Source organism: Limnohabitans sp. 63ED37-2 (genome assembly GCF_001412535.1).
GTDB lineage: Bacteria > Pseudomonadota > Gammaproteobacteria > Burkholderiales > Burkholderiaceae_C > Limnohabitans_A.
In genome coordinates this window covers 2,412,011-2,433,304 of the sequence record NZ_CP011774.1, presented here as the reverse complement: position 1 = coordinate 2,433,304, position 21,294 = coordinate 2,412,011, and the positions used below count along the sequence as shown (strand labels likewise).

The 21,294-nt window shown below is 60.8% G+C and carries 20 protein-coding genes; 17 read left to right on the top strand and 3 right to left on the bottom strand.

The window, feature by feature from the left end:
* Nucleotides 1-5 precede the first annotated feature (5 nt).
* On the top strand, nucleotides 6-1,688 hold the full coding sequence (locus L63ED372_RS11320; RefSeq protein WP_062406047.1) for a long-chain-fatty-acid--CoA ligase: 1,683 nt from the start codon (nucleotides 6-8) through the stop codon (nucleotides 1,686-1,688).
* Between the two features lie 94 nt (nucleotides 1,689-1,782).
* Complete coding sequence (locus tag L63ED372_RS11315) at nucleotides 1,783-2,544, top strand: 5'-methylthioadenosine/adenosylhomocysteine nucleosidase (protein WP_062406046.1); 762 nt, start codon at nucleotides 1,783-1,785, stop codon at nucleotides 2,542-2,544.
* Between the two features lie 9 nt (nucleotides 2,545-2,553).
* On the opposite strand, the gene corA is transcribed toward L63ED372_RS11315, so the two are convergent.
* Both corA and L63ED372_RS11305 read right to left on the bottom strand, forming a co-directional pair.
* The gene (corA, locus tag L63ED372_RS11310; RefSeq protein ID WP_062406045.1) at nucleotides 2,554-3,540 is read right to left on the bottom strand and encodes a magnesium/cobalt transporter CorA; all 987 of its coding nucleotides are present in this window, start codon (nucleotides 3,538-3,540) and stop codon (nucleotides 2,554-2,556) included.
* A gap of 156 nt (nucleotides 3,541-3,696) precedes the next feature.
* Nucleotides 3,697-4,935 (bottom strand): patatin-like phospholipase family protein, encoded by a 1,239-nt coding sequence (locus L63ED372_RS11305; protein ID WP_062406044.1) that lies wholly within the window; start codon nucleotides 4,933-4,935, stop codon nucleotides 3,697-3,699.
* A 67-nt stretch (nucleotides 4,936-5,002) separates the two neighbouring features.
* On the opposite strand from L63ED372_RS11305, the gene L63ED372_RS11300 reads away from it, so the two are divergent.
* The 4 genes from L63ED372_RS11300 to hprK all read left to right on the top strand — a co-directional run bounded on the left by L63ED372_RS11300 (nucleotide 5,003) and on the right by hprK (nucleotide 8,380).
* Nucleotides 5,003-6,226, top strand: a complete 1,224-nt coding sequence (locus L63ED372_RS11300; RefSeq protein ID WP_062406043.1) for an MFS transporter — start codon at nucleotides 5,003-5,005, stop codon at nucleotides 6,224-6,226.
* Nucleotides 6,227-6,474: 248 nt separating this feature from the next.
* Nucleotides 6,475-6,804, top strand: a complete 330-nt coding sequence (gene hpf, locus L63ED372_RS11295) for a ribosome hibernation-promoting factor, HPF/YfiA family (RefSeq protein WP_062406042.1) — start codon at nucleotides 6,475-6,477, stop codon at nucleotides 6,802-6,804.
* A 141-nt stretch (nucleotides 6,805-6,945) separates the two neighbouring features.
* Nucleotides 6,946-7,413, top strand: coding sequence for a PTS sugar transporter subunit IIA (locus L63ED372_RS11290; RefSeq protein ID WP_062406041.1), 468 nt, complete (start codon nucleotides 6,946-6,948; stop codon nucleotides 7,411-7,413).
* Nucleotides 7,414-7,438: 25 nt separating this feature from the next.
* Nucleotides 7,439-8,380 carry an HPr(Ser) kinase/phosphatase gene (gene hprK, locus L63ED372_RS11285; RefSeq protein WP_062406040.1) on the top strand — a complete coding sequence of 314 codons (942 nt, stop codon included), beginning with the start codon at nucleotides 7,439-7,441 and terminating at the stop codon, nucleotides 8,378-8,380.
* 21 nt (nucleotides 8,381-8,401) lie between these two features.
* On the opposite strand, the gene fur is transcribed toward hprK, so the two are convergent.
* Complete coding sequence (gene fur, locus L63ED372_RS11280; protein ID WP_062406039.1) at nucleotides 8,402-8,833, bottom strand: ferric iron uptake transcriptional regulator; 432 nt, start codon at nucleotides 8,831-8,833, stop codon at nucleotides 8,402-8,404.
* A gap of 82 nt (nucleotides 8,834-8,915) precedes the next feature.
* Between fur and bamE the strand changes: the two genes are divergently transcribed.
* The 11 genes from bamE to L63ED372_RS11225 all read left to right on the top strand — a co-directional run bounded on the left by bamE (nucleotide 8,916) and on the right by L63ED372_RS11225 (nucleotide 21,253).
* Entirely contained in the window at nucleotides 8,916-9,479 is a 564-nt protein-coding gene (gene bamE / locus L63ED372_RS11275; RefSeq protein ID WP_062406038.1) for an outer membrane protein assembly factor BamE domain-containing protein, read from the top strand.
* Nucleotides 9,480-9,562: 83 nt separating this feature from the next.
* The gene (dapB, locus tag L63ED372_RS11270; RefSeq protein ID WP_062406037.1) at nucleotides 9,563-10,378 is read left to right on the top strand and encodes a 4-hydroxy-tetrahydrodipicolinate reductase; all 816 of its coding nucleotides are present in this window, start codon (nucleotides 9,563-9,565) and stop codon (nucleotides 10,376-10,378) included.
* Between the two features lie 23 nt (nucleotides 10,379-10,401).
* On the top strand, nucleotides 10,402-11,046 hold the full coding sequence (locus tag L63ED372_RS11265; RefSeq protein ID WP_062406036.1) for a MotA/TolQ/ExbB proton channel family protein: 645 nt from the start codon (nucleotides 10,402-10,404) through the stop codon (nucleotides 11,044-11,046).
* Between the two features lie 6 nt (nucleotides 11,047-11,052).
* Nucleotides 11,053-11,472, top strand: coding sequence for an ExbD/TolR family protein (locus L63ED372_RS11260; RefSeq protein WP_062406035.1), 420 nt, complete (start codon nucleotides 11,053-11,055; stop codon nucleotides 11,470-11,472).
* 20 nt (nucleotides 11,473-11,492) lie between these two features.
* Nucleotides 11,493-14,270, top strand: coding sequence for a leucine--tRNA ligase (gene leuS, locus L63ED372_RS11255; protein WP_442915165.1), 2,778 nt, complete (start codon nucleotides 11,493-11,495; stop codon nucleotides 14,268-14,270).
* A gap of 42 nt (nucleotides 14,271-14,312) precedes the next feature.
* Nucleotides 14,313-14,849, top strand: a complete 537-nt coding sequence (locus tag L63ED372_RS11250) for an LPS-assembly lipoprotein LptE (protein ID WP_062406033.1) — start codon at nucleotides 14,313-14,315, stop codon at nucleotides 14,847-14,849.
* A gap of 8 nt (nucleotides 14,850-14,857) precedes the next feature.
* Nucleotides 14,858-15,910 (top strand): DNA polymerase III subunit delta, encoded by a 1,053-nt coding sequence (gene holA / locus L63ED372_RS11245; RefSeq protein WP_062406032.1) that lies wholly within the window; start codon nucleotides 14,858-14,860, stop codon nucleotides 15,908-15,910.
* A 40-nt stretch (nucleotides 15,911-15,950) separates the two neighbouring features.
* On the top strand, nucleotides 15,951-17,231 hold the full coding sequence (locus L63ED372_RS11240) for a glutamate-5-semialdehyde dehydrogenase (protein ID WP_062408007.1): 1,281 nt from the start codon (nucleotides 15,951-15,953) through the stop codon (nucleotides 17,229-17,231).
* A gap of 126 nt (nucleotides 17,232-17,357) precedes the next feature.
* On the top strand, nucleotides 17,358-18,653 hold the full coding sequence (gshA, locus tag L63ED372_RS11235; protein WP_062408004.1) for a glutamate--cysteine ligase: 1,296 nt from the start codon (nucleotides 17,358-17,360) through the stop codon (nucleotides 18,651-18,653).
* 140 nt (nucleotides 18,654-18,793) lie between these two features.
* The gene (locus L63ED372_RS11230; protein WP_062406031.1) at nucleotides 18,794-20,662 is read left to right on the top strand and encodes a potassium transporter Kup; all 1,869 of its coding nucleotides are present in this window, start codon (nucleotides 18,794-18,796) and stop codon (nucleotides 20,660-20,662) included.
* Between the two features lie 6 nt (nucleotides 20,663-20,668).
* Nucleotides 20,669-21,253, top strand: a complete 585-nt coding sequence (locus L63ED372_RS11225) for a YqiA/YcfP family alpha/beta fold hydrolase (protein WP_062406030.1) — start codon at nucleotides 20,669-20,671, stop codon at nucleotides 21,251-21,253.
* Nucleotides 21,254-21,294 lie beyond the last annotated feature (41 nt).

Here is a 21,294-nt window from a genome sequence, read left to right as displayed (position 1 = left end):
CCCATATGAACGCGAATCCCATTTGGCTCAAGAGTTACCCCGAAGGCGTCCCGGCCGACATCAATCCGAACGCCTACAGTTCTTTGGTCGGTTTGCTGGAAGACAGTTTTTCCAAATATTCAGAGCGCATTGCCTACAGCTTCATGGGCAAGGATTTCAGCTTCGCCCAAACCGACCAAGACAGCTTGGCCATGGCGGCTTACCTGCAATCCTTGGGCCTGAGCAAGGGCGATCGCGTGGCCATCATGATGCCCAATGTGCCGCAGTACCCGGTGGCTGTGGCGGCTGTTTTGCGTGCGGGTTTGGTGGTGGTCAACGTCAATCCGCTCTACACCGCCCGCGAACTGGAGCACCAACTCAAGGATTCAGGCGCCAAAGCCATCGTGACCATCGAAAACTTTGCCGCCACGCTGGAAAAATGCATCGCCCAAACCCCTGTGCAGCATGTGGTGCTGGCGTCCATGGGTGACCGCTTGGGCCTGCTCAAGGGCAGCTTGGTCAACTACGTGGTGCGCAACGTCAAGAAGATGGTGCCCGCCTTCAATTTGCCCCAAGGGGTTCGTTTCAATGAAGCCCTGAGCAAGGGGCGCCAGCAGGCGTTTCGCAAACCCGAGCTTTCTGCCGATGACATTGCCGTGCTGCAGTACACAGGCGGTACCACGGGTGTATCCAAAGGCGCGGTGCTTTTGCACCGCAACGTGATTGCGAACGTTTTGCAGTCCGAGGCTTGGAACGAGCCTGCCATGAAGCGCATGCCAGAAGGGCAGCAGCCCACTTCGGTGTGCGCTTTGCCGCTGTACCACATCTTCGCTTTCACAGTGAACATGATGCTGGGCCTGCGCATGGGTGGCAAAACCATTCTGATTCCCAATCCGCGTGATTTGCCTGCGGTCCTGAAAGAACTGTCCAAGCACACGTTCCACAGTTTTCCAGCTGTGAACACCTTGTTCAACGGTCTGGCCAACCACCCTGATTTCGGCACGGTGAATTGGTCGAATCTGCTGGTGTCTTTGGGCGGCGGCACGGCCGTGACGCCCAATGTCGCCAAACTCTGGCTGGAGAAAACAGGTTGCCCCATCTGCGAAGGTTATGGTTTGTCCGAAACCAGCCCTTCGGCCAGCTGCAACCCGACCACCAGCACTGAGTTCACTGGCACCATTGGTGTGCCGATTCCCGGCACTTGGATGAAGTTGCTCGACGACGATGGCAACGAAATCACCACCCCCGGCACTCCTGGCGAGATTGCCATCAAAGGCCCGCAGGTGATGGCCGGTTACTGGCAGCGCCCAGACGAAACCGCCAAGGTCATGACCGCCGATGGCTACTTCAAGTCGGGCGACGTTGGCATCGTGGATGCGCGAGGTTATTTCAAGATCGTGGACCGCAAAAAAGACATGATCTTGGTCAGCGGTTTCAACGTCTACCCCAACGAAGTGGAAGAAGTCGCCTCCGGATGCCCCGGCGTGCTGGAGTGCGCAGCCATTGGTGTGCCCGATGAGAAAACGGGCGAGACCGTCAAGTTGGTGGTGGTGCGCAAGGACCCGGCGTTGACCGAGGCACAAATCATCGCTTACTGCCGCGACAACATGACCGCTTACAAACAGCCTCGTGTGATCGAGTTCCGCGACGAATTGCCCAAGACCCCAGTGGGTAAAATTTTGAGGCGCGAATTGCGCGCCAAGGCCTGACGCACCCCTGCGATGCCCACGCCTGGGCACGGGTCTGCGGCCACCTGTTCCAAAGTGGCCGTTTCTTTTTTGAAGTACAGAACAAGGGTGATCCATGGCAGTGATCGGCATCATGAGCGCCATGCACGAAGAGCTGGCGGCCGTGCTGTCGGCAATGCCTGACGAGCAGCGCTTGCAGGTAGCCGGGCGCGACTTTTGGGTCGGCCATTGGCAAGGCCACTCGGTGGTGGCGGTGCTCTCGCGCATCGGCAAGGTGGCCGCGGCCACCACGGCCACGGTGCTGCTCGAGCGCTTTGGGGTCGACACCTTGGTTTTCACGGGTGTGGCGGGCGGGCTGGGCTCTGGGGTGCGGGTGGGTGATGTGGTGGTGGCCGATGGTTTGGTGCAACACGACATGGACGCCTCGCCGCTGTTTCCGCGTCATGAGGTGCCGCTGTATGGCCGTGCCCGTTTTGAGGCCGATGCCAAGCTGGCTGTTCAACTGGCACAAGCCAGCGAGCAGGTGTTGGCCGATGCCGCGCTGCACCTTGGCCCAAGCACCTTGGCCGAGTTCCAATTGAATACGCCTCGCGTGCATCGAGGCTTGATCCTCAGTGGCGACCGTTTTGTCTCGACCTCGGCCGAAAGCCATGCGCTGCGCCAAGCACTGCCTGAGGCCTTGGCGGTGGAAATGGAGGGCGCAGCGGTGGCGCAGGTGTGCCACGATTACGGTGTGCCTTTTGCGGCGGTGCGCACCATCTCCGACCGCGCAGACGACACGGCGCACACCGACTTTCAGCGCTTCATCCGCGAGGTGGCCAGCAGTTACAGTTTGGCCATTGTGTCGCAGTGGCTGCGCCAGCGGGCGCTGGACTGAAGCAGACTATTATTTGAGCCAACCCCGGCGGCGGAAGTACCACATGGGCACCACGGCGCTGGCGGCCATCAGCGCCAAGGCATAGGGGTAACCCCATTTTTGCGACAACTCGGGCATGTACTGGAAGTTCATGCCGTAGAGGCTCGCGATCAAGGTGGGCGGCAGTAAGGCCACGCTGGCCACCGAGAAGATCTTGATGATCTTGTTCTGGTTGATGTTGATGAAACCGACCGTGGCATCCATCAAGAAGTTGATCTTGTCAAAGAGAAAGGCCGTGTGCGAGTCGAGCGAGTCGATGTCGCGCAGGATTTGGCGGGCTTCCTCGAATTGCTCGGAATTGAGCATTTTGGACCGCATCATGAAGCTCACGGCACGGCGGGTGTCCATCACGTTGCGGCGGATGCGTCCGTTCAAGTCTTCTTGCCGCGCTATCGCGCCCAGTACTTCACCAGCCATCGCGTCGGTCACATCGCCCGAGAGCACTTTTTTGCCAGCGGTTTCGAGCTTGTCGTAAATGCCTTCGAGCGTGTCGGCGGAATACTCGGCGTCGGCATCGAACAGCTTGAGCAGCACTTCCTTGGCGTCTTCGATCAGGCCCGGGGCGCGGCGTGCGCGCATGCGCAGCAAGCGAAACACCGGCACGTCTTCGTCGTGGATGGAAAACAGCACGCCCTGGCTTTTCAGGTCGGCATTGTGCTGGTTCAAGATGAAGGCGCAGCGCACGGTGCGTGGCTCGTCTTCGTCGGCAATCAAAAAGTCAGAGCGAATGTGCAGTTCCCCGTTGTCCTCTTCATAGAAACGGGCCGATTCCTCGATGTCCTCGTCCATCGCGTCTTCGGGGATAAGCAAGCCATAGTACTGCTTGATCCAACGTTTTTCTTCGAGGGTGGGCGACTCCAGGTCGACCCAGATGGGCTGAAAGCGAGAGAGTTCTTCCAGCGACTCGATCTCTTCTTGGAAGAGGCGGCCATTGGCGAGGGTGAAGATGTTGAGCATGGCGAATCCGAAAAATGGCCAGGTGCCAAAAGTTCAAAGGGGCGGCGAAGGGGTTTTCTGCAGCTTTCGAACGATGGGCAAGGTGCTCAGCGCGTTCGAAAGCTACCGACTCGGGGTAGTTTCCACGGCAATGTGTCTCCAGGATGAATCGGCGGATTATCGCACCGGATGCGACCCAGTGGGGGCCAGAAAAGCCAGGATTTCATCGGCACGGGCCTGCACATCCGCTTGTCCTAAAGCCATCAGTGCCGAGATGAATTCCGGCTCGAACAACAAATAACTGGCCAGGGCCGCACCACTGCCGCGCAGGGCCCCCAGGCCTTCCAGCACCCGACGGATGGGGCGGGGCAGGGTGTGAGCGTGCTCTTGCGCCAGGGCGTCGAGCGAGGCACTGGGCTGCAGTGTTAGCACCCGAACAGTGCGCAGGGGCAGTTCCGCTCGCATGGCCTCGGGCAGGCTGTCCAGAGCCTGGTTGATGCGGGTGATCTGCTCGACATCGGCCTCCAGCGTGTCGTGGAACACGCTGGCCATGGCGTGGCCAGCGATGGTGCCCAACGAAGGGCGTCCCGCAGCCCGCGTGGGGGCCCCCAGGCTGGCCCGCTGGGGTTGGCTCACCCCAATGGCCAAGATCCGGTCAGCGCCCAGGTGCACGGCCGATGACAAAGGCGAGATCTGGCGCATCGAGCCGTCCCCGAAAAACTCCATCCCGCCGTCGACCCACAGGGGGGTGGACGGGAAAATGAAGGGGATGGCGCTGGACGCCATCAGGTGCTCGATGGTGATCGGTTGCTGCTCGGCGCGGCGCCCCGGCCGGCTCCAGGTGATCGGCTGGCCGTCGCGGGTTTGGCAAAACGTCCAATGCACCCCGCTGGAATAACTCGATGCAGTGACCGCCAGGGCCTGTAGCACGCCGCTTTGCAAGGCGGTGTCGATCTTCTCGAGAGCAATCGCCCGGTGCAAGGTGTTGACCAAGGCCAGGCTGTCCATCGCGGCGGCATGGGTGCGGGCTGAGCGCAGCAAACCCACTGCTGTGGCCCATCGGCTGAACTTGTCCAGCGGGGTTTGGGGCAGGCAGTAGACCGCTTCGGTGCGGATACGGGTCCAAAAATGCGCCAGGTCGTTCAGCCCGGCCAGGCCCTCCATGGCTTTGCTGGCCAAAAAAGTGGCATTCAAGGCCCCGGCCGAGGTGCCTGCCAGCACCTGAAACGGAAAAGCTGGCGCAGGCCCTGCTGTGCGGCTCAGCAATTGGCCGATGGCCTGAAGTGCCCCCGCTTGGTAGGCGGTGCGGGCGCCGCCACCCATCAGCACCAGCCCCAACACGGGGTGCGGCTGCGCAGGGCGTGGCGGTGCAGCCGGTGATGTTGGCGGCGTGGGCGTCAAGGATTCAATGGGCATGTGAGGGTGAACAAAGGCGATGGACGGCCGTGGGTGGTAGATTCAAACCATTCAACGGCATTGTTCCATGACCCCACATTTGACCCCGCGCCGTGAGCGCTGGCTGCTCTTCACGCTGGCTGGCATCCAGTTCACCCACATCCTCGATTTCATGATCATGATGCCGCTGGGGCCGCAGTTCACGGCTCTCTTCGGCATCAGCAATGCCCAGTTTGGTCTGCTGGTCTCGGCCTACACCTTGTCGGCAGGCTTTTCCGGTTTGATGGCGGCCACCTACATTGACCGCTTTGGCCGCAAGCAACTGCTGCTGGGCATGTACAGCCTGTTTGGGCTGGCCACACTCGCGTGCGCTTTGGCGCCCGACTATGTGTGGTTGATGGTGGCGCGTGTGGCTGCAGGTTTGTTTGGCGGTGTCTTGTCGGCCCTGTCGCAGACCATCGTGGCCGATGTGATTCCTTTTGAGCGCCGTGGCCGTGCCATGAGTGTGGTGATGACGTCGTTTTCCGTGTCCACCGTGGCGGGCGTACCGATGGGCCTGTTTTTGGCTGCGCACTTCAATTGGCATGCGCCTTTTGTAGGCATCGCGGTGCTGGTGGGCCTGTTGTCGCTGGCGGCCTGGCAAACCTTGCCCCGACTCGACGCGCACTTGCACCACCCCGAGCGGGTGAGTGTTTGGCGCGGTATTGGCCAAGTGCTGGCCGAGCCCAACCACCTCAAGGCTTTTGCCGTGTCGGGCTTGATGATGTTCGCGGCCTTCACCGTCATCCCTTACATCACCATTTACCTGCAGTCCAACGCGGGCATGAAAACCGAAGAGGTGCCTTGGATTTATCTGTGCGGCGGCTTGGCAACGCTGCTCAGTGCACGCTATTTTGGCCGCCTGACCGACCGGGTGGGCAAGGTCCAGATGTTCCAGCGCCTGGCTTTGGCGGTGACGGTGCCCTTGATGGCCACCACCCTCTCGCAAGGCCTGCCCTTGTGGGGCTTGCTGGCCATTTCGACCTTGTTCTTCACGGTGATGAGCGGGCGCATGATTCCCGGCATGGCGATGATTTCCTCGGCCGCCCTGCCCCGTTTGCGCGGCACTTTCATGACCCTCAACTCGGCCGTGCAGTCGGCCTCCATGGGCTTGGCGGCCTTGGTGGCGGGGCTCATCATCGGGCGCGATGCACAAGGACAACTCACCGGCTACTGGGTGGCGGGTTTGTTGGGGGTGGTGGCCAGTTTGCTCAGCGTTTGGCTGGCGGGGCATTTGCGCCTGCATGGGGTGCCACAGAAGGCGGTGGGCTGAGTCGGCGGGGGTGTTGGGGTGGGTTTTGGTGCGCCCAGATGGCAAACCAGACCCCGGCTTCAAATCGAACAATAGCACCTAAATCGGGGCTTGTGGGCAAAAGCGGCGGACTTTACAGGTTTCGTTGCGAACGTATTGCTTTTCCATTTCGCGGGGCGCATAGTGGGGTTGAACCACCCCTCAAAGGTGGTTTCAGAGTCCCGCACTTGCGGGGCTTTCCCTACCCTGAATCTATGGAGGCGACGATTATGAATTTAACCATCAGCGGGCACCATTTGGAAGTGACCCCGGCTTTGCGCCAGTACGTCACGGGGAAACTGGATCGAATCACCCGACATTTTGATCAGGTGGTCGATGTGAAAGTGCTGCTGACCGTCGAAAAGCAGAAGGAAAAGGAAAAGCGTCAACGCGCCGAGTGCAACATCCATGTCAAAGGCAATGACCTGTTTGCCGAAAGCGCCCACGAAGACCTGTACGCCGCCGTGGACGATCTGGTGGACAAACTCGATCGTCAAGTGGTCAAACACAAAGACCGCATCACCGACCACCACCACACTGCGCCCAAGCGCATGATGTGATCTCTCGAACTCTCTCCAATCGGGGCCGCCGCGAGCGGCCCTTTTTGCGCGCCTTGGGCCGCCCAGACCTGTCCTGTCGCGATGGGCTCAGGTCTGGGATCAGGCCTGTTGGCGGATCGGGTGCATAATCCGGCCTCGACCATGAACCGACTCTCATCCATATTGCCTGTTGCCCAAGTTCTTGTGGGGGTGGAAGCCACCAGCAAGAAACGTGCATTCGAAGAAGCCGGACTTCTCTTTGAGAATCTGCACGGCTTGTCGCGTGCCTTGGTCACCGACAGCCTGTTTGCCCGCGAGCGTTTGGGCTCCACGGGCTTGGGCCATGGTGTGGCCATTCCCCACGGTCGCATCAAAGGTCTCAAAGCCCCCATGGCCGCCGTTTTCCAGCTGGCCCAGCCCATTGGTTTTGACGCACCAGACGAGCAACCGGTCAACCTGTTGATCTTTTTGCTGGTGCCTGAAGCGGCCACCCAAAAGCATCTGGAAATCCTGTCCGAGATTGCTGAGTTGCTCAGCGACACCGCTTTGCGCGAAAGCATCAAAAGCAGCACGGTTCAATCGAGCCTGCACCAGTTGATCGCCCAGTGGCAATCGGCCCAAACCGCCTGATTCTTTACTTGACAGCCTACAGGCGATGAAGCCCTCCGTCATCAGCGCCGACGTCCTCTTTGAGGACCACCGCCAACAACTCAAGTGGCAGTGGCAAGCCGGGCTGGGCGCTTCCGAGCGGCGCTTTGACGAGGTGGCCGTGCGCCAGGCCCGCTCCGGTGCAGACCTGGTGGGCTACCTCAATTACATCCATCCCTACCGTGTCCAGATCTTGGGTCCGCGCGAGGTCGCTTACCTCACCAATGGCACCCCTGACGACTGCTCGCGGCGCATTGCACGCATCGTGACACTGGAGCCCCCGGTGCTGGTGTTGGCCGACGGCCAGACGGCGCCTGAAGCCCTGCTGGCCATGTGCGAGCGGGCACAAATTCCGATGTTTGCCACCGAGCAGTCCTCGGCCTTTGTGATCGATGTGCTGCGTGCGTATTTGTCCAAACACTTTGCCGACCGCACCACCATGCACGGTGTGTTCATGGACATCTTGGGCATGGGCGTGCTCATCACGGGCGAGTCCGGTCTGGGCAAAAGCGAGTTGGGCCTGGAGTTGATCTCGCGCGGCAATGGCTTGGTGGCCGACGATGCGGTCGACCTTTACCGGATCAACCAGACCACCATCGAAGCGCGATGCCCGGATTTGCTGCAAAACCTGCTGGAAGTTCGTGGCATCGGACTTTTGGACATCCGTGCCATCTTTGGTGAGACGGCGGTACGTCGGAAAATGAGGCTCAAGCTCATCGTGCACCTGGTCCGGCGTGAAACCCTGGAGCGCGATTACGAGCGATTGCCTTCCGAACCCTTGCGACAAGACGTGCTGGGCATTCCGGTGCAAAAGGTGGTGATCCAAGTCATGGCCGGCCGCAACATCGCGGTGCTGGTCGAGGCGGCCGTGCGCAATACCATTTTGCAGATGCGCGGCATTGACACCTACCAGGATTTCATCGAGCGCCAGCGTCGCGCCATGGGCTGAAAGCTGGCATCACGCCTGCTTTCAGCGGGCGTTGCGGTGCGGGCAGGGCTTTTGGGTGCAGTGCGCGTACAGACTCAGGGCATGGTCGGCGATCACAAAACCCTTGGCCTGCGCCACGGCTTGCTGGCGTGACTCAATCTCCGCATCATAAAATTCTTCCACCCGGCCACAATCCAGACACACCATGTGGTCATGGTGCTGGCCTTCGTTGAGTTCATAGACCGCTTTGCCACTTTCGAAGTGGTTGCGGCTGAGGATGCCGGCTTGCTCGAACTGGGTCAGCACCCGGTAGACGGTGGCCAGACCGATGTCGGCATTGTCCTTGAGCAAATGACGAAACACGTCCTCGGCCGTCATGTGCCGCATCGAGCCGCTTTGGAAAACCTCCAAAATCTTCAGCCGCGGCAAGGTGGCTTTGAGGCCGTTGTTTTTCAGTTCGTCGATCTGGCTCATGGCTTGTCTGGGTGGGGGCGGGTAGCAGTCCTGCGCAAAGGCACCGCTACAATGACCCGATCATATCGGCACACCCTCAACCATGACAGCTTCCCTGACTTTTCGTCTTACTGGCCAAGGCCTTGCTGCCTGCTTGCTGTTTGCGAGCCTGGCCGGATGTGGCAGCCTGTCCGGCTCTGTGAGCCGCGACACCTTCAAGCCCTATGTGCCCGAGGTGGTCCAAGGCAACTTTGTCTCCAACGAGCAGCGCCAGGCCTTGCGTCCAGGCATGCCGCGGGCTCAGGTGCGAGAAATTCTGGGCACCCCCTTGATCGCCAGTTTGTTCCACGCCAACCGCTGGGACTATGCCTTCAGCATCCAGCGCCAGGGCGTGCCAGCGCAAAACTTCAAGCTCACGGTTTATTTCAAGGGCGATGTGCTCGAGCAAGTCGACAGCGATGTGCTGCCCAGCGAGTCGGAGTTTGCCGGACGCTTGGTGCGGGCCCAGGCGGTGGGCAAGCTGCCCCCTCTGCAAGCCAGCGAAGAAGAATTGAAGAAATTCACCCCAGCTTTGACCCCCTCGGCCCGAACCGATGTGCCCGTACCGGCTCCCACCCCAGCCGCTGTGCCCAGCAGTTACCCGCCTTTGGAGCCGCCCACCCGCTGAACGGCTGGCGCCGGGTGCCCTGATGGGCTGACCTCCACCAAGCCCTCTGGGACCGAGTCCACAACATTTTGCCTATTCAAGCCATGACCTCAACGAACCACTTGCCCATCACCGTTGCCGGCGCATCCGGCCGCATGGGTCACATGCTGATCGAAGCCATTTTGGCCACCCAAGACTGCCGCCTGGCCGGTGCGCTGGACATCGCCGCCAGCCCGGCGCTGGGGCAAGATGCCGGAGCTTCACTGGGTCGGGTCACGGGCGTCTCGGTCACTGCCGATTTGAAAGCGGGTCTGCAAGGTGCGTCTTGCCTGATCGATTTCACCCGCCCTGAAGGCACGCTGGCCCACCTGAAGGTCTGCCGAGAACTCGGCGTCAAGGCGGTCATCGGCACCACCGGCTTCACCGATGAACAAAAGGCCGAGATCGCCGAGATCGCCCGAGACATCGCCATCGTCATGGCCCCGAACATGAGTGTGGGCGTCAATGTCACCCTCAAGCTACTGCAAATGGCCGCGCAAGCCATGTCTACCGGCTATGACATCGAGATCATCGAAGCCCACCACCGCCACAAGGTGGATGCACCTTCGGGAACCGCCCTCAAGATGGGCGAGGTGATTGCAGAGGCCATTGGCCGCGACTTGAAAGAATGCGCGGTGTACGAGCGGTATGGCCACACGGGCGAGCGTGACCCGTCCACCATTGGATTTTCGACCATTCGTGGCGGCGACATCGTGGGTGACCACACGGTGCTGTTTGCCGGCATTGGCGAGCGCATCGAGGTCACGCACAAATCCTCCAGCCGCGCCACCTATGCGCAAGGCAGTTTGCGTGCTGTGCGTTACCTGGCCAGTCAGCCGCGTGGGCTGTTTGACATGTTCGACGTGCTGAACCTGCGCTGACGCGCCACAAGCCCAAGCCGCCCATGAGCCTGAACGACTTTTTGCTGCACAGCGACGTCGTCAGCCGCGTGCTGGCGCTGATGCTGCTGGCTTTGTCGGTGGGCAGCTGGGTGGTGATCGCCTGGAAATGGCGTTTGCTCTCTCGGGTCACACAAGACGTGCCCCGCAGCGTGGCCGCCTTCTGGCAAGCCGCGGGTTTTGAGGACGCCCGCCAGCGTGTGGCGCAGTTTGACCGCGAAGCCTGTGTGCTGCCCTTGCTCGACGCCACTTTGTTGCCTTTGGGCGGCACGTTGGCCTCGGCCGGTCAGCGACACCACCAACTCACCCGCGTGCTGCGCGAAGCCATGCAGTCGGTGCTGCGCCGCTTGCAGTGGGGTCAGGTCCTGCTGGCCACGGCAGGGTCCACCTCGCCTTTCATCGGTTTGCTGGGCACGGTTTGGGGTATTTTTAATGCCCTGAGCGGCATGGCCGATGGCGGACCCATCCGCATCGAACAAATTGCGGGGCCTGTGGGCGAAGCTCTGGTCATGACCGCTGCCGGTCTGGCCGTGGCGATCCCGGCGGTGCTCGGCTACAACCTGCTGGGGCGGCGCATTGGCCAGATCGAGGCCGAACTCGAAGGCTTTGCGCACGATGTGCGGGCCTTGCTCACCGACCCCCGAGACTGAGCAGCCATGGCTTTTGGACGCCTCTCCAGCCGCCCAGGTGATGCGCCCATGAGCGAGATCAACGTCACGCCCCTGGTGGACGTTATGCTGGTGTTGCTCGTCATCTTCATCCTGACCGCGCCCCTGATGACCAGCGCCATTCGCCTGGACTTGCCCCAAAGCGAGGGCGGGGAGCCCGGGGCCGCGCCCCAGGCGGTGGTCTTGGTGGTCAATGCACATGGCCAATGGTTCCTGAACGACCAGCCGATGGCCGAAAACGCCTTGCGCGAGCAACTGGCCCAAGCCGCCCGCCGCAACCCGCTGACCGAGCTGGAATTGCGTGCCGATGCGTCCGTGCCCTACGGCCGGGTGGTAGAGGCCATGGGCCTGGCCCAAAAAGCCGGTTTGAGCCGGATTGGCTTTGTGGCCGAGGTGGTTTCCCCCTGAGGCGGCCCTTGCCCGATCGGATGTGGCCTTGCCGCGACCAGGCCAAGTCCGGGGCCGCCCAGCCCCTACAATTTAGCCCTATGCAAGACAAGTACAACCACCTCGAAGTCGAACCCGCAGCGCAGTCCCGCTGGACGGCCCGCGATGCCTACCGCGTCACCGAAGACGCCAGCAAAAAGAAGTTCTACGCCTGCTCCATGCTGCCTTACCCCAGCGGCAAGCTGCACATGGGCCATGTGCGCAACTACACCATCAACGACATGCTCACGCGCAGCCTGCGCATGAAGGGCCACAACGTCCTCATGCCCATGGGCTGGGACGCCTTTGGTCTACCCGCCGAAAACGCCGCCTTGAAGAACGGCGTGCCCCCGGCCAAATGGACGTACGAGAACATCGCGTACATGAAAAAGCAGATGCAGGCCATGGGCCTGGCCATCGACTGGTCACGCGAAGTCGCCACCTGCGACCCGACCTATTACAAATGGAACCAGTGGCTGTTCTTGAAGATGCTCGAAAAAGGCATCGCCTACCGCAAGACCCAAGTCGTCAACTGGGACCCGGTCGATCAGACCGTGCTGGCCAACGAGCAAGTCATCGATGGCAAAGGCTGGCGCACAGGCGCTCCGGTTGAAAAGCGCGAGATCCCCGGTTACTACTTGAACATCACCGCTTACGCCCAAGAGCTCTTGGACCATGTGCAGATCGGCAACGACAAGGCCACCCTGAACGGCTGGCCCGACAAAGTGCGTTTGATGCAGGAAAACTGGATCGGCAAGAGCGAAGGCGTGCGTTTTGCCTTCCCGCACGACATCAAAGGTGCTGACGGTCAGCTGATTGGCGACGGCAAGATGTATGTATTCACCACGCGTGCCGACACCATCATGGGGGTGACCTTTTGCGCTGTGGCCGCAGAGCATCCGCTGGCGCTGCATGCTGCGGCCAGCAACCCCGCGTTGGCGGCGTTTTTGGAAGAGTGCAAGAGCGGCGGCACGACCGAGGCCGAAATGGCCACCCAAGAGAAGAAGGGCATGGCCACCGGCTTGTCCGTCACGCATCCTTTGACGGGTGCACAGGTCGAGGTTTGGGTCGGCAATTACGTGCTGATGAGCTACGGCGATGGCGCCGTGATGGGCGTGCCTGCACACGACGAGCGCGACTTTGCGTTTGCGCTCAAGTACGCGCTGCCGATCCAGCAGGTGGTGTCTGTCAAGGATCAGGCCTTTGATGCTACGGCTTGGCAGGATTGGTATGACGACAAGCAAAGCTGCGTCTGCATCAACTCCGGCGAACTCGACGGTTTGACGCAAAAAGCCGCCGTCAGCAAAGTGGCCGAGCTGCTCGCCGCCAAAGGCCTGGGCGAGAAGAAGACCACCTGGCGTTTGCGCGACTGGGGCGTGAGCCGCCAGCGTTACTGGGGCACACCGATCCCGATCATCCATTGCGACGAACACGGTGCGGTGCCGGTGCCCGAAAAAGACCTGCCCGTGGTGCTGCCGCAAGACTGCATCCCTGATGGCTCGGGCAACCCGCTGCACAAACACGAAGGTTTCCACGCCGGTGTGACTTGCCCCGTGTGTGGCAAAGCGGCCCGTCGCGAGACCGACACCATGGACACCTTTGTGGATTCGTCCTGGTACTTCATGCGCTATTGCGACCCGACCAACACCGAGAAGATGGTGGCCGAGGGTGCGGATTATTGGATGCGGGACCAGAACAATGCCACTGGCGGCAGCGGCATGGACCAGTACATCGGCGGCATCGAGCACGCCATCCTGCACCTCTTGTACGCCCGCTTCTGGACTAAAGTCATGCGCGACTTGGGCCTGGTCAAGGTGGACGAGCCCTTCAGCAAATTGCTCACGCAGGGCATGGTGCTCAACCACATCTATTCGCGCCGCACCGCCAAGGGCGGCAAGGACTACTTCTGGCCGCACGATGTCGAGCATGTGCTTGATGAGACTGGCAAAGTCATCGGCGCCAAGCTCAAGAACGAAGCCGACAGCGGTGATGGTCGCCTGCCCGTGGGCACGCCAATAGACTACGAAGGCGTGGGCACCATGTCCAAGTCCAAGAACAACGGTGTGGACCCGCAGGACCTGATCGAGCGCTACGGTGCCGACACGGCCCGTCTGTACACCATGTTCACCGCGCCGCCCGAAGTCACGCTGGAGTGGAACGACTCGGCCGTGGAAGGCAGCTACCGTTTCTTGCGCCGGGTCTGGAACTTCGCGTTCAAGCACCACGAGTTGTTGCGCTCGGCCACGGGCCAGGACCTGAGCCAAGCTGCATTGGGCGACTCGGCCAAAGCGCTGCGCCGCGAGATGCACCTGGTGCTCAAGCAAGTGGGTTACGACTACGAGCGCATGCAATACAACACGGTGGTGTCTGGTTGCATGAAGCTGCTGAACGCACTGGAAGACTTCAAGCCCGATGGCAGCACGGGAGATACCGCAGCCCTGTGCGAAGGGGTGTCGATTTTGGCGCGCATGCTCTACCCCGCATGCCCGCACATCACCGACGAAATCTGGCAGCAACTGGGCTACGCCAAGGCTGTGGGTGAGTTGCTTGATGCGCCTTGGCCTTTGGTGGACGAGTCGGCCTTGGAGCGTGACCAGATTGAGCTGATGCTGCAGATCAACGGCAAGCTGCGCGGCTCGATTTGGGTGGCTGCGGCCGCTGACAAAGCGCAGATCGAGACGAGCGCCTTGGCCCACGAAGCGGTCGTCAAGCAAGCCGCAGGCGCGGCGCCCAAGAAAGTCATCGTGGTGCCGGGCCGTTTGGTCAACGTGGTGCTGTGAGCCACGGCCGTATGACCAGACAACCCGAATGATTGCCCTGTGATGAACACCTCACGCCGCCGCTGTTGCCAGTTGCTCAGTGCCGGGCCTTTGCTCGCGGGCCTGTCGGCGTGCGGCTTTCAGCTGCGAAACGCGGGTGATTACCCCTTCAAGACGCTGTTCGCCAATTTCGCCACCACCTCGCCCTTGGGGGTGGAGTTGCGGCGCAACTTGCTGGGCACGGGCCGCATCACGCTGCTGACCGAGCCCGCACAAATGGCCACCGCCGATGCGGTGCTGGACATCCTGAGTGAAGAGCGTCAGCAGGCGGTGGTGGGTGTGAACGCCTCGGGCCAGGTGCGCGAGTTGCAACTGCGTTTGCGCGTGAGGTTCCGTTTGCGCACGCCCCAAGGTCAGGTGCTGATCGAGCCTGTGGAGCTGAGCCAGCAACGCGATCTGAGTTTTACCGAAACCGCCGCGCTGTCCAAGGAAATCGAGCAAGCCACCATGTACCGCGACATGCAGACCGACATCGTGCAGCAGATCATGCGGCGGCTGTCAGCGGTCAAGCCCCGCGCTGCAGCGACGGCCCAACCCTGAGCCGCGCCATGCAACTGGCCCTGCCCCAGCTCGGAGCGCACCTGCAAAAAGGCCTGCGCAGCCTGTACATCCTGCACGGCGACGAACCCCTGATGCAACAAGAGGCCGCCGACGCCATCCGCGCCAGCGCCCGCGCTCAGGGCTACACCGAACGCAGTGTGCACACCGTCTCCGGCGCCCATTTCGACTGGAGTGAGGTGCTGGCCGCAGGCGGCTCGCTCAGCCTTTTTGCCGACAAGCAGATCGTGGAGGTTCGCATCCCTTCGGGCAAGCCCGGCAAGGAAGGCAGCGCCGCCATCCAGCAATTGGTGGCCTCTGCTCAAGGCAACGACAGCACCTTGACCTTGGTCTTGCTGCCGCGCCTGGATGCGGCCACCCGCAAAGGGGCTTGGTTTGGAGCGCTCGAAAACGGTGGCGTGTCCATCCAGATCGATCCGGTTGATCGAAACGCCTTGCCCCAGTGGATTGCCCAGCGACTGCAAACGCAAGGCCAAAGCGTGGCCGCAGGCGAAGAGGGGCAGCGCACCCTGCAGTTTTTTGCCGACCGAGTGGAAGGCAATTTGCTGGCCGCACACCAGGAAATCCAGAAGCTCGGCTTGCTCTACCCCGCAGGCGAACTCAGCCAAGCGCAGGTCGAGGCGGCCGTGGTCAATGTGGCCCGCTACGACGTGTTCAAGTTGTCCGAGTTGGTCTTGTCGGGCCAGGTGGCCCGGGTCCAGCGCATGCTCGATGGCCTGCAGGCCGAGGGCGAGGCGGCTGTGCTGGTGCACTACACCCTCGCAGAAGACATCCGGGCCATGAAGCGCGTGAAAGACGCCATGACCGCTGGCAAGCCCTTGCCCATGGCGCTGCGCGAGCAGCGCGTTTGGGGTCCGCGTGAGCGCTTGTTTGAGCGCGTGCTGCCCCGCATGAGCGAAGCCCGCCTGAACGGCCTGCTGCAAGCGGCTCACCAAGTGGACGGCATTGTCAAAGGCCTCAAAGTGCCCGACTGGCCCACCGACCCTTGGCAGGCCCTGCAGCGCCTGGCTGTGCGTTTCTCGCGTTTTTGCAACGTGCGTTGACCGTGGCGGGATGGACTTGTTCATCTGCGAAAATGTGTCCATGACTGAATTCCAAACCGCTGAACACATGCAGGCCTTGGGCCAGAAAGCCAAAATAGCGTCGGCGCTGATGGCCAAGGCCTCCGCGGCCACCAAGAACGCGGCTTTGCGCCACTTGGCCGCCTTGTTGCGCGAAAACACCGAGGCTTTGCAGCTGGACAACGCCAAAGACCTGGAACGCGCCCGCGCCGCGGGCTTGGCCGAGCCCATGGTGGACCGCCTGAAACTCACCCCCAAGGTCTTGGAGACCTGCGCCCAAGGCTGCGAGCAATTGGCGGCCATGCCCGACGTGATTGGCGAAATCATCGGCATGAAGCAGGTGCCCAGCGGCATCCGGGTGGGCCAGATGCGGGTGCCGATTGGGGTGTTTGGCATGATTTTTGAGAGCCGCCCCAACGTGACCATTGAAGCGGCCAGCCTGTCCATCAAAAGCGGCAATGCCTGCATCTTGCGCGGTGGCTCTGAAGCCATCGAGTCGAACAAGGCTTTGGCCCGTCTGGTGCAGCAGGCCCTGACCGACAGCGGCCTGCCGGTCGATGCGGTGCAACTGGTGCAAACCACCGACCGCGCTGCGGTGGGCCAGCTCATCACCATGCCGCAGTTTGTGGACGTGGTCATTCCGCGTGGCGGCAAGGGCCTGATCGAGCGCATCAGCGCCGAAGCCAAGGTGCCCGTGATCAAACACCTGGACGGCAACTGCCACACCTATGTGGACGACCCTTGCGACATCGACATGGCCGTGAAAGTGGCCGACAACGCCAAAACCCAAAAATACAGCCCTTGCAACGCCAGCGAGAGCTTGCTGGTGGCCCGTGGTGTCGCGGCCGAATTTTTGCCCAAAATCGGCGCGATTTATGCTGCCAAAGGTGTGGAAATGCGTTGCTGCCCTAAGGCCAAGGCCATTTTGAGTCAGGTCGCCAAAGCCACGCTCAAGGACGCCACCGAGCAAGATTGGTTTGAGGAATACCTCGCGCCCATCATCAGCATCAAGGTGGTCGAGGGTGTGGATGAGGCGATTGCCCACATCAACCACTACAGCAGCCACCACACCGACGCCATCTTGACGCGCGACCACATGCACGCCCAGCGCTTTTTGCGCGAGGTGGACTCGGCCAGCGTTATGGTCAACGCCAGCACCCGATTTGCCGATGGCTTCGAGTACGGACTGGGTGCCGAAATCGGCATCAGCACCGACAAGTTCCACGCCCGGGGCCCGGTGGGCATCGAAGGCCTGACTTCGCTCAAGTACGTGGTGCTGGGCGAGGGCGAGGTGCGTGGCTGAGGGCCGCGCTGGCTGCGCACAGGCCTGCGGCGCTGGTTGCTGTGTCCGTTAGGCGCTTGCAATGGCGCAGACCGGCCCCATATGATTTTTCTGTTTTGTCCCGTTTTTGCCCGATAAAGGATGCCCATGGTTCCCCATCTCGTCACTGCCCTGACCGGCCCCATCAATGAGCTGGAGCAACGCATCCTCGACTCCATGCCCGCGATCGAGCGCTGGTTTCGCCTGGAGTGGATGGAGCACACACCGCCGTTCTACACCTCGGTGGACATCCGCAACGCGGGCTTCAAGCTGGCCCCGGTGGACACCAACCTGTATCCCGGCGGCTGGAACAACCTGACCCCCGAGATGCTGCCCCTGGCGGTGCAAGCGGCGCAGGCGGCCATCGAAAAGATCTGCCCTGAGGCCAAAAACCTGCTGATCATTCCCGAAAACCACACCCGCAACACCTTTTACCTGACCAATGTGGCGCAGCTGCAGCGCATCTTCCACATGGCCGGCCTGAATGTGCGCTTGGGCTCGATCAACCCCGAGATCAAGGAAGCCACCACCATTGAGCTGCCCAACGGGGAGAGCGTGACACTCGAGCCTGTGGTGCGCAGCAAGCACCGCTTGGGCTTGAAGGACTTTGACCCCTGCACCATTTTGCTCAACAACGATTTGTCGGCCGGTGCCCCGGGCATTCTGGAAGAGTTGCATGAGCAGTTTTTGCTGCCGCCCCTGCACGCAGGCTGGAGCGTACGCCGTAAGACCAAGCACTTCCAAAGCTATGAAGAAGTGGCCAAGCGTTTTGGCAAGCTGTTGGGCATCGACCCCTGGCTCATCAACCCGATGTTCAGCCAGTGCGGTGATGTCAACTTTGCCGAGGGCACGGGCATGGAATGCCTGCGCAGCAATGTGGACGCGCTGCTGACCAAGATCAAGCGTAAATACAAAGAATACGGCATCAATGAAAAGCCGTTTGTGGTGGTGAAGGCCGACAACGGCACCTACGGCATGGGCATCATGACGGTGCGCGACGTGTCCGATCTGGACCAACTCAACCGCAAAACGCGCAACAAGATGAACATCATCAAGGACGGCCAGACCGTCAACGATGTGATCATCCAAGAAGGCGTGCTGACCAACGAGCGCATCAACGACGCCGTGGCCGAACCGGTGGTCTACATGATGGACCGCTATGTGGTGGGCGGTTTTTACCGTGTGCACGCCGAGCGCGGTGTGGACGAGAACCTGAATGCCCCGGGCGCCAGCTTTGTGCCTTTGGCCTTCGCAGACACGCCGCATCTTCCTCAGCCGGGCGTCAAACCCGGTGCCAGTGTGCCCAACCGCTTTTATATGTATGGCGTGATTGGCCGTTTGGCCATGCTCGCAGCCAGTTATGAGCTGGAAGCCACCGACCCTGAGGCTGAGGTGTACGACTGAAGTTTGGGGCGGTCAAAGTCTCGGACGATGTTGAAAAGTTGCTGCACTGCAACATTTTTGATCCCAACCGAGACACCCCCGAGCGAATGAGCGCAAAATAGCGCCCACCTGAGCCACAGCCCGATTTTTCGGGCTCATTTATGTCTTCTACAAAGTCCTCTCTCACCGCCCTGACACTGGGTGCTATTGGTGTGGTTTATGGCGACATCGGCACCAGTGTGCTGTACGCCATGAAAGAGGTTTTCGGCTCTGGCCATGTGCCCTTCACGCCAGACAACGTCTACGGCATCCTCTCCATTTTTTTCTGGACACTGACCACCATCGTGTCGGTCAAGTATGTGGTGTTGGTGCTGCGGGCTGACAACCACGGCGAGGGTGGGCTCGTGGCGATGCTGGCCCTGGCTTCGCAGTCGGTCAAAGACCAGCCACGGCTGCGCAAGGTGCTCTTGATGGTGGGTATCTTTGGCGCCTGTCTTTTTTATGGTGATGGTGTCATCACCCCGGCCATCTCGGTTTTGTCGGCTGTGGAGGGCCTGGAGGTCATCTCGCCCAACTTCAAAAAAGCGGTGATTCCGCTCACGGTGGTCATCCTTTTCGTTTTGTTTTGGGTGCAAAAGCGCGGTACGGCCGGTATTGGCAAGTTCTTTGGTCCGATCACCCTGGTTTGGTTCCTGGCCATTGCCTGTTTGGGTTTGTTGCACATTGTTCAGCGCCCTGAAATCCTCTTGGCCATCAGTCCTCACTATGCCTTGGGCTTCATGTGGCACAACCCCGGCACCACGTTCATCATCTTGGGCGCCGTGGTCTTGTGCGTGACGGGTGCCGAGGCGCTGTATGCCGACATGGGGCATTTCGGCAAGAAGCCGATTCGCTTGGCTTGGTTTTCGGTGGTCATGCCATGTCTGACACTCAACTATTTTGGCCAAGGGGCCTTGTTGTTGTCCGAACCCGAGGCCGTCAAAAACCCTTTCTACATGATGGCACCCGATTGGGCCTTGTTGCCCTTGGTGGGTTTGGCGACCATGGCCACAGTGATCGCCTCTCAAGCACTCATCTCCGGGGCTTTCAGTGTCACCAAACAGGTGATTCAGCTGGGTTATTTGCCACGTCTGCAGGTGCTCCACACCAGTGAAACCGACACGGGCCAAATTTACATGCCCTTTGTCAACTGGAGTTTGTTTGGCGCGATTGTGCTGGCGGTGGTGATGTTCAAATCCTCCAGCAACCTGGCGTCTGCCTATGGCATTGCCGTGTGCACCGACATGCTTATCACCACTGTGCTCACCTTCTTTGTGATTCGCCATGCCTGGAAGTTGCCCTTGGCGCTGTGTATTGGGGCCACTGGTTTTTTCCTGATCGTCGATCTGGCCTTCTGGGCCTCCAACATGTTCAAGCTGCTCGATGGCGGCTGGTTCCCTCTGATGCTCGGTGCGGTCATCTTTACCTTCATGGTGACCTGGTACGACGGTCGTCGCTTGTTGAACGATTCCTTGCGCTCGGACGCCCTGAAACTGACGGACTTCCTGGAAGCAGTTTTTGTGGCGCCACCGACCCGCGTGTCTGGGACGGCGGTGTTTCTGACGGCGGAAATCGGCAGCGTTCCCAATGCTTTGTTGCACAACCTCAAACACAACAAGGTGCTGCATGAGCGCAACCTTTTTGTCACGGTCCAAAACCATGAAATCCCCCGAATGCCCATGGCTGAGCGTCTGGAAGTCACGGACCTTGGCCATGATTGCTGGCAGGTCATCGTGAACTATGGCTTCAAAGAGAACCCCGATTTGCCTTCGGCCTTGGCCAATATTGGTAAAAATGGTGATTTCCTGGATCCCATGATGACCAGTTACTTTTTGTCGCGCGACATTGTGATCCCCACCATTGACGGCGGTATGGCCCCTTGGCGTGAAAAGCTCTTTGCCCAGATGCACCACAACGCCAGTGGTGCGGCTGCGTTTTTGAACTTGCCGACCAACGCGGTGGTCGAGTTGGGCTCCAAAATCGAAATCTGAGGCCCCGTGAGCACCACCCATTTGCTCTACCTGCACGGCTTCAGGTCATCGCCCCAGTCGGCCAAAGCCCAAATCATGGCGAGGCTGGTGCAGTCTCGGCACCTGGGTGTCACCTGGTGGTGCCCACAGCTGCCCGCCTCCCCAGCACAGGCCATGGCCCTGTTGCTCAAGGGCACGGCCGCCTGGCCCCGTGGGCAGATGTCGGTGATGGGGTCCTCTCTCGGCGGCTTTTATGCGGCATGGCTGTCGGCGCACTGGGATGTGCCTGCGGTGCTGATCAACCCCGCCGTGCACCCTTCGCGCGACCTGGCGCGTTACATCGGCGAACACCCGGTCTGGCAAGACCCGGCACAAAGCATCTTTTTTGAGCCGACCTACGTCCAGGAGTTGATGCAGCTTGAAAGTCAGCCCTTGCCAACTCGGCCAGCCACGCTGGCCTTGATCGCCAAAGGTGACGAGGTGCTCGATTGGCGCGAAATGCTGGCCCGCCACCAGTCCGGGCAGGTACGCCTGATCGAGGGCAGCGACCATGCCTTGAGCGATTTTGAGGACCACTTGCCGCAAATCCTTGATTTTCTGCAGCTGGCTTGAAGCCCGGCGGGCCGAATGGCCGGGTGGCATGGGAAAATCGG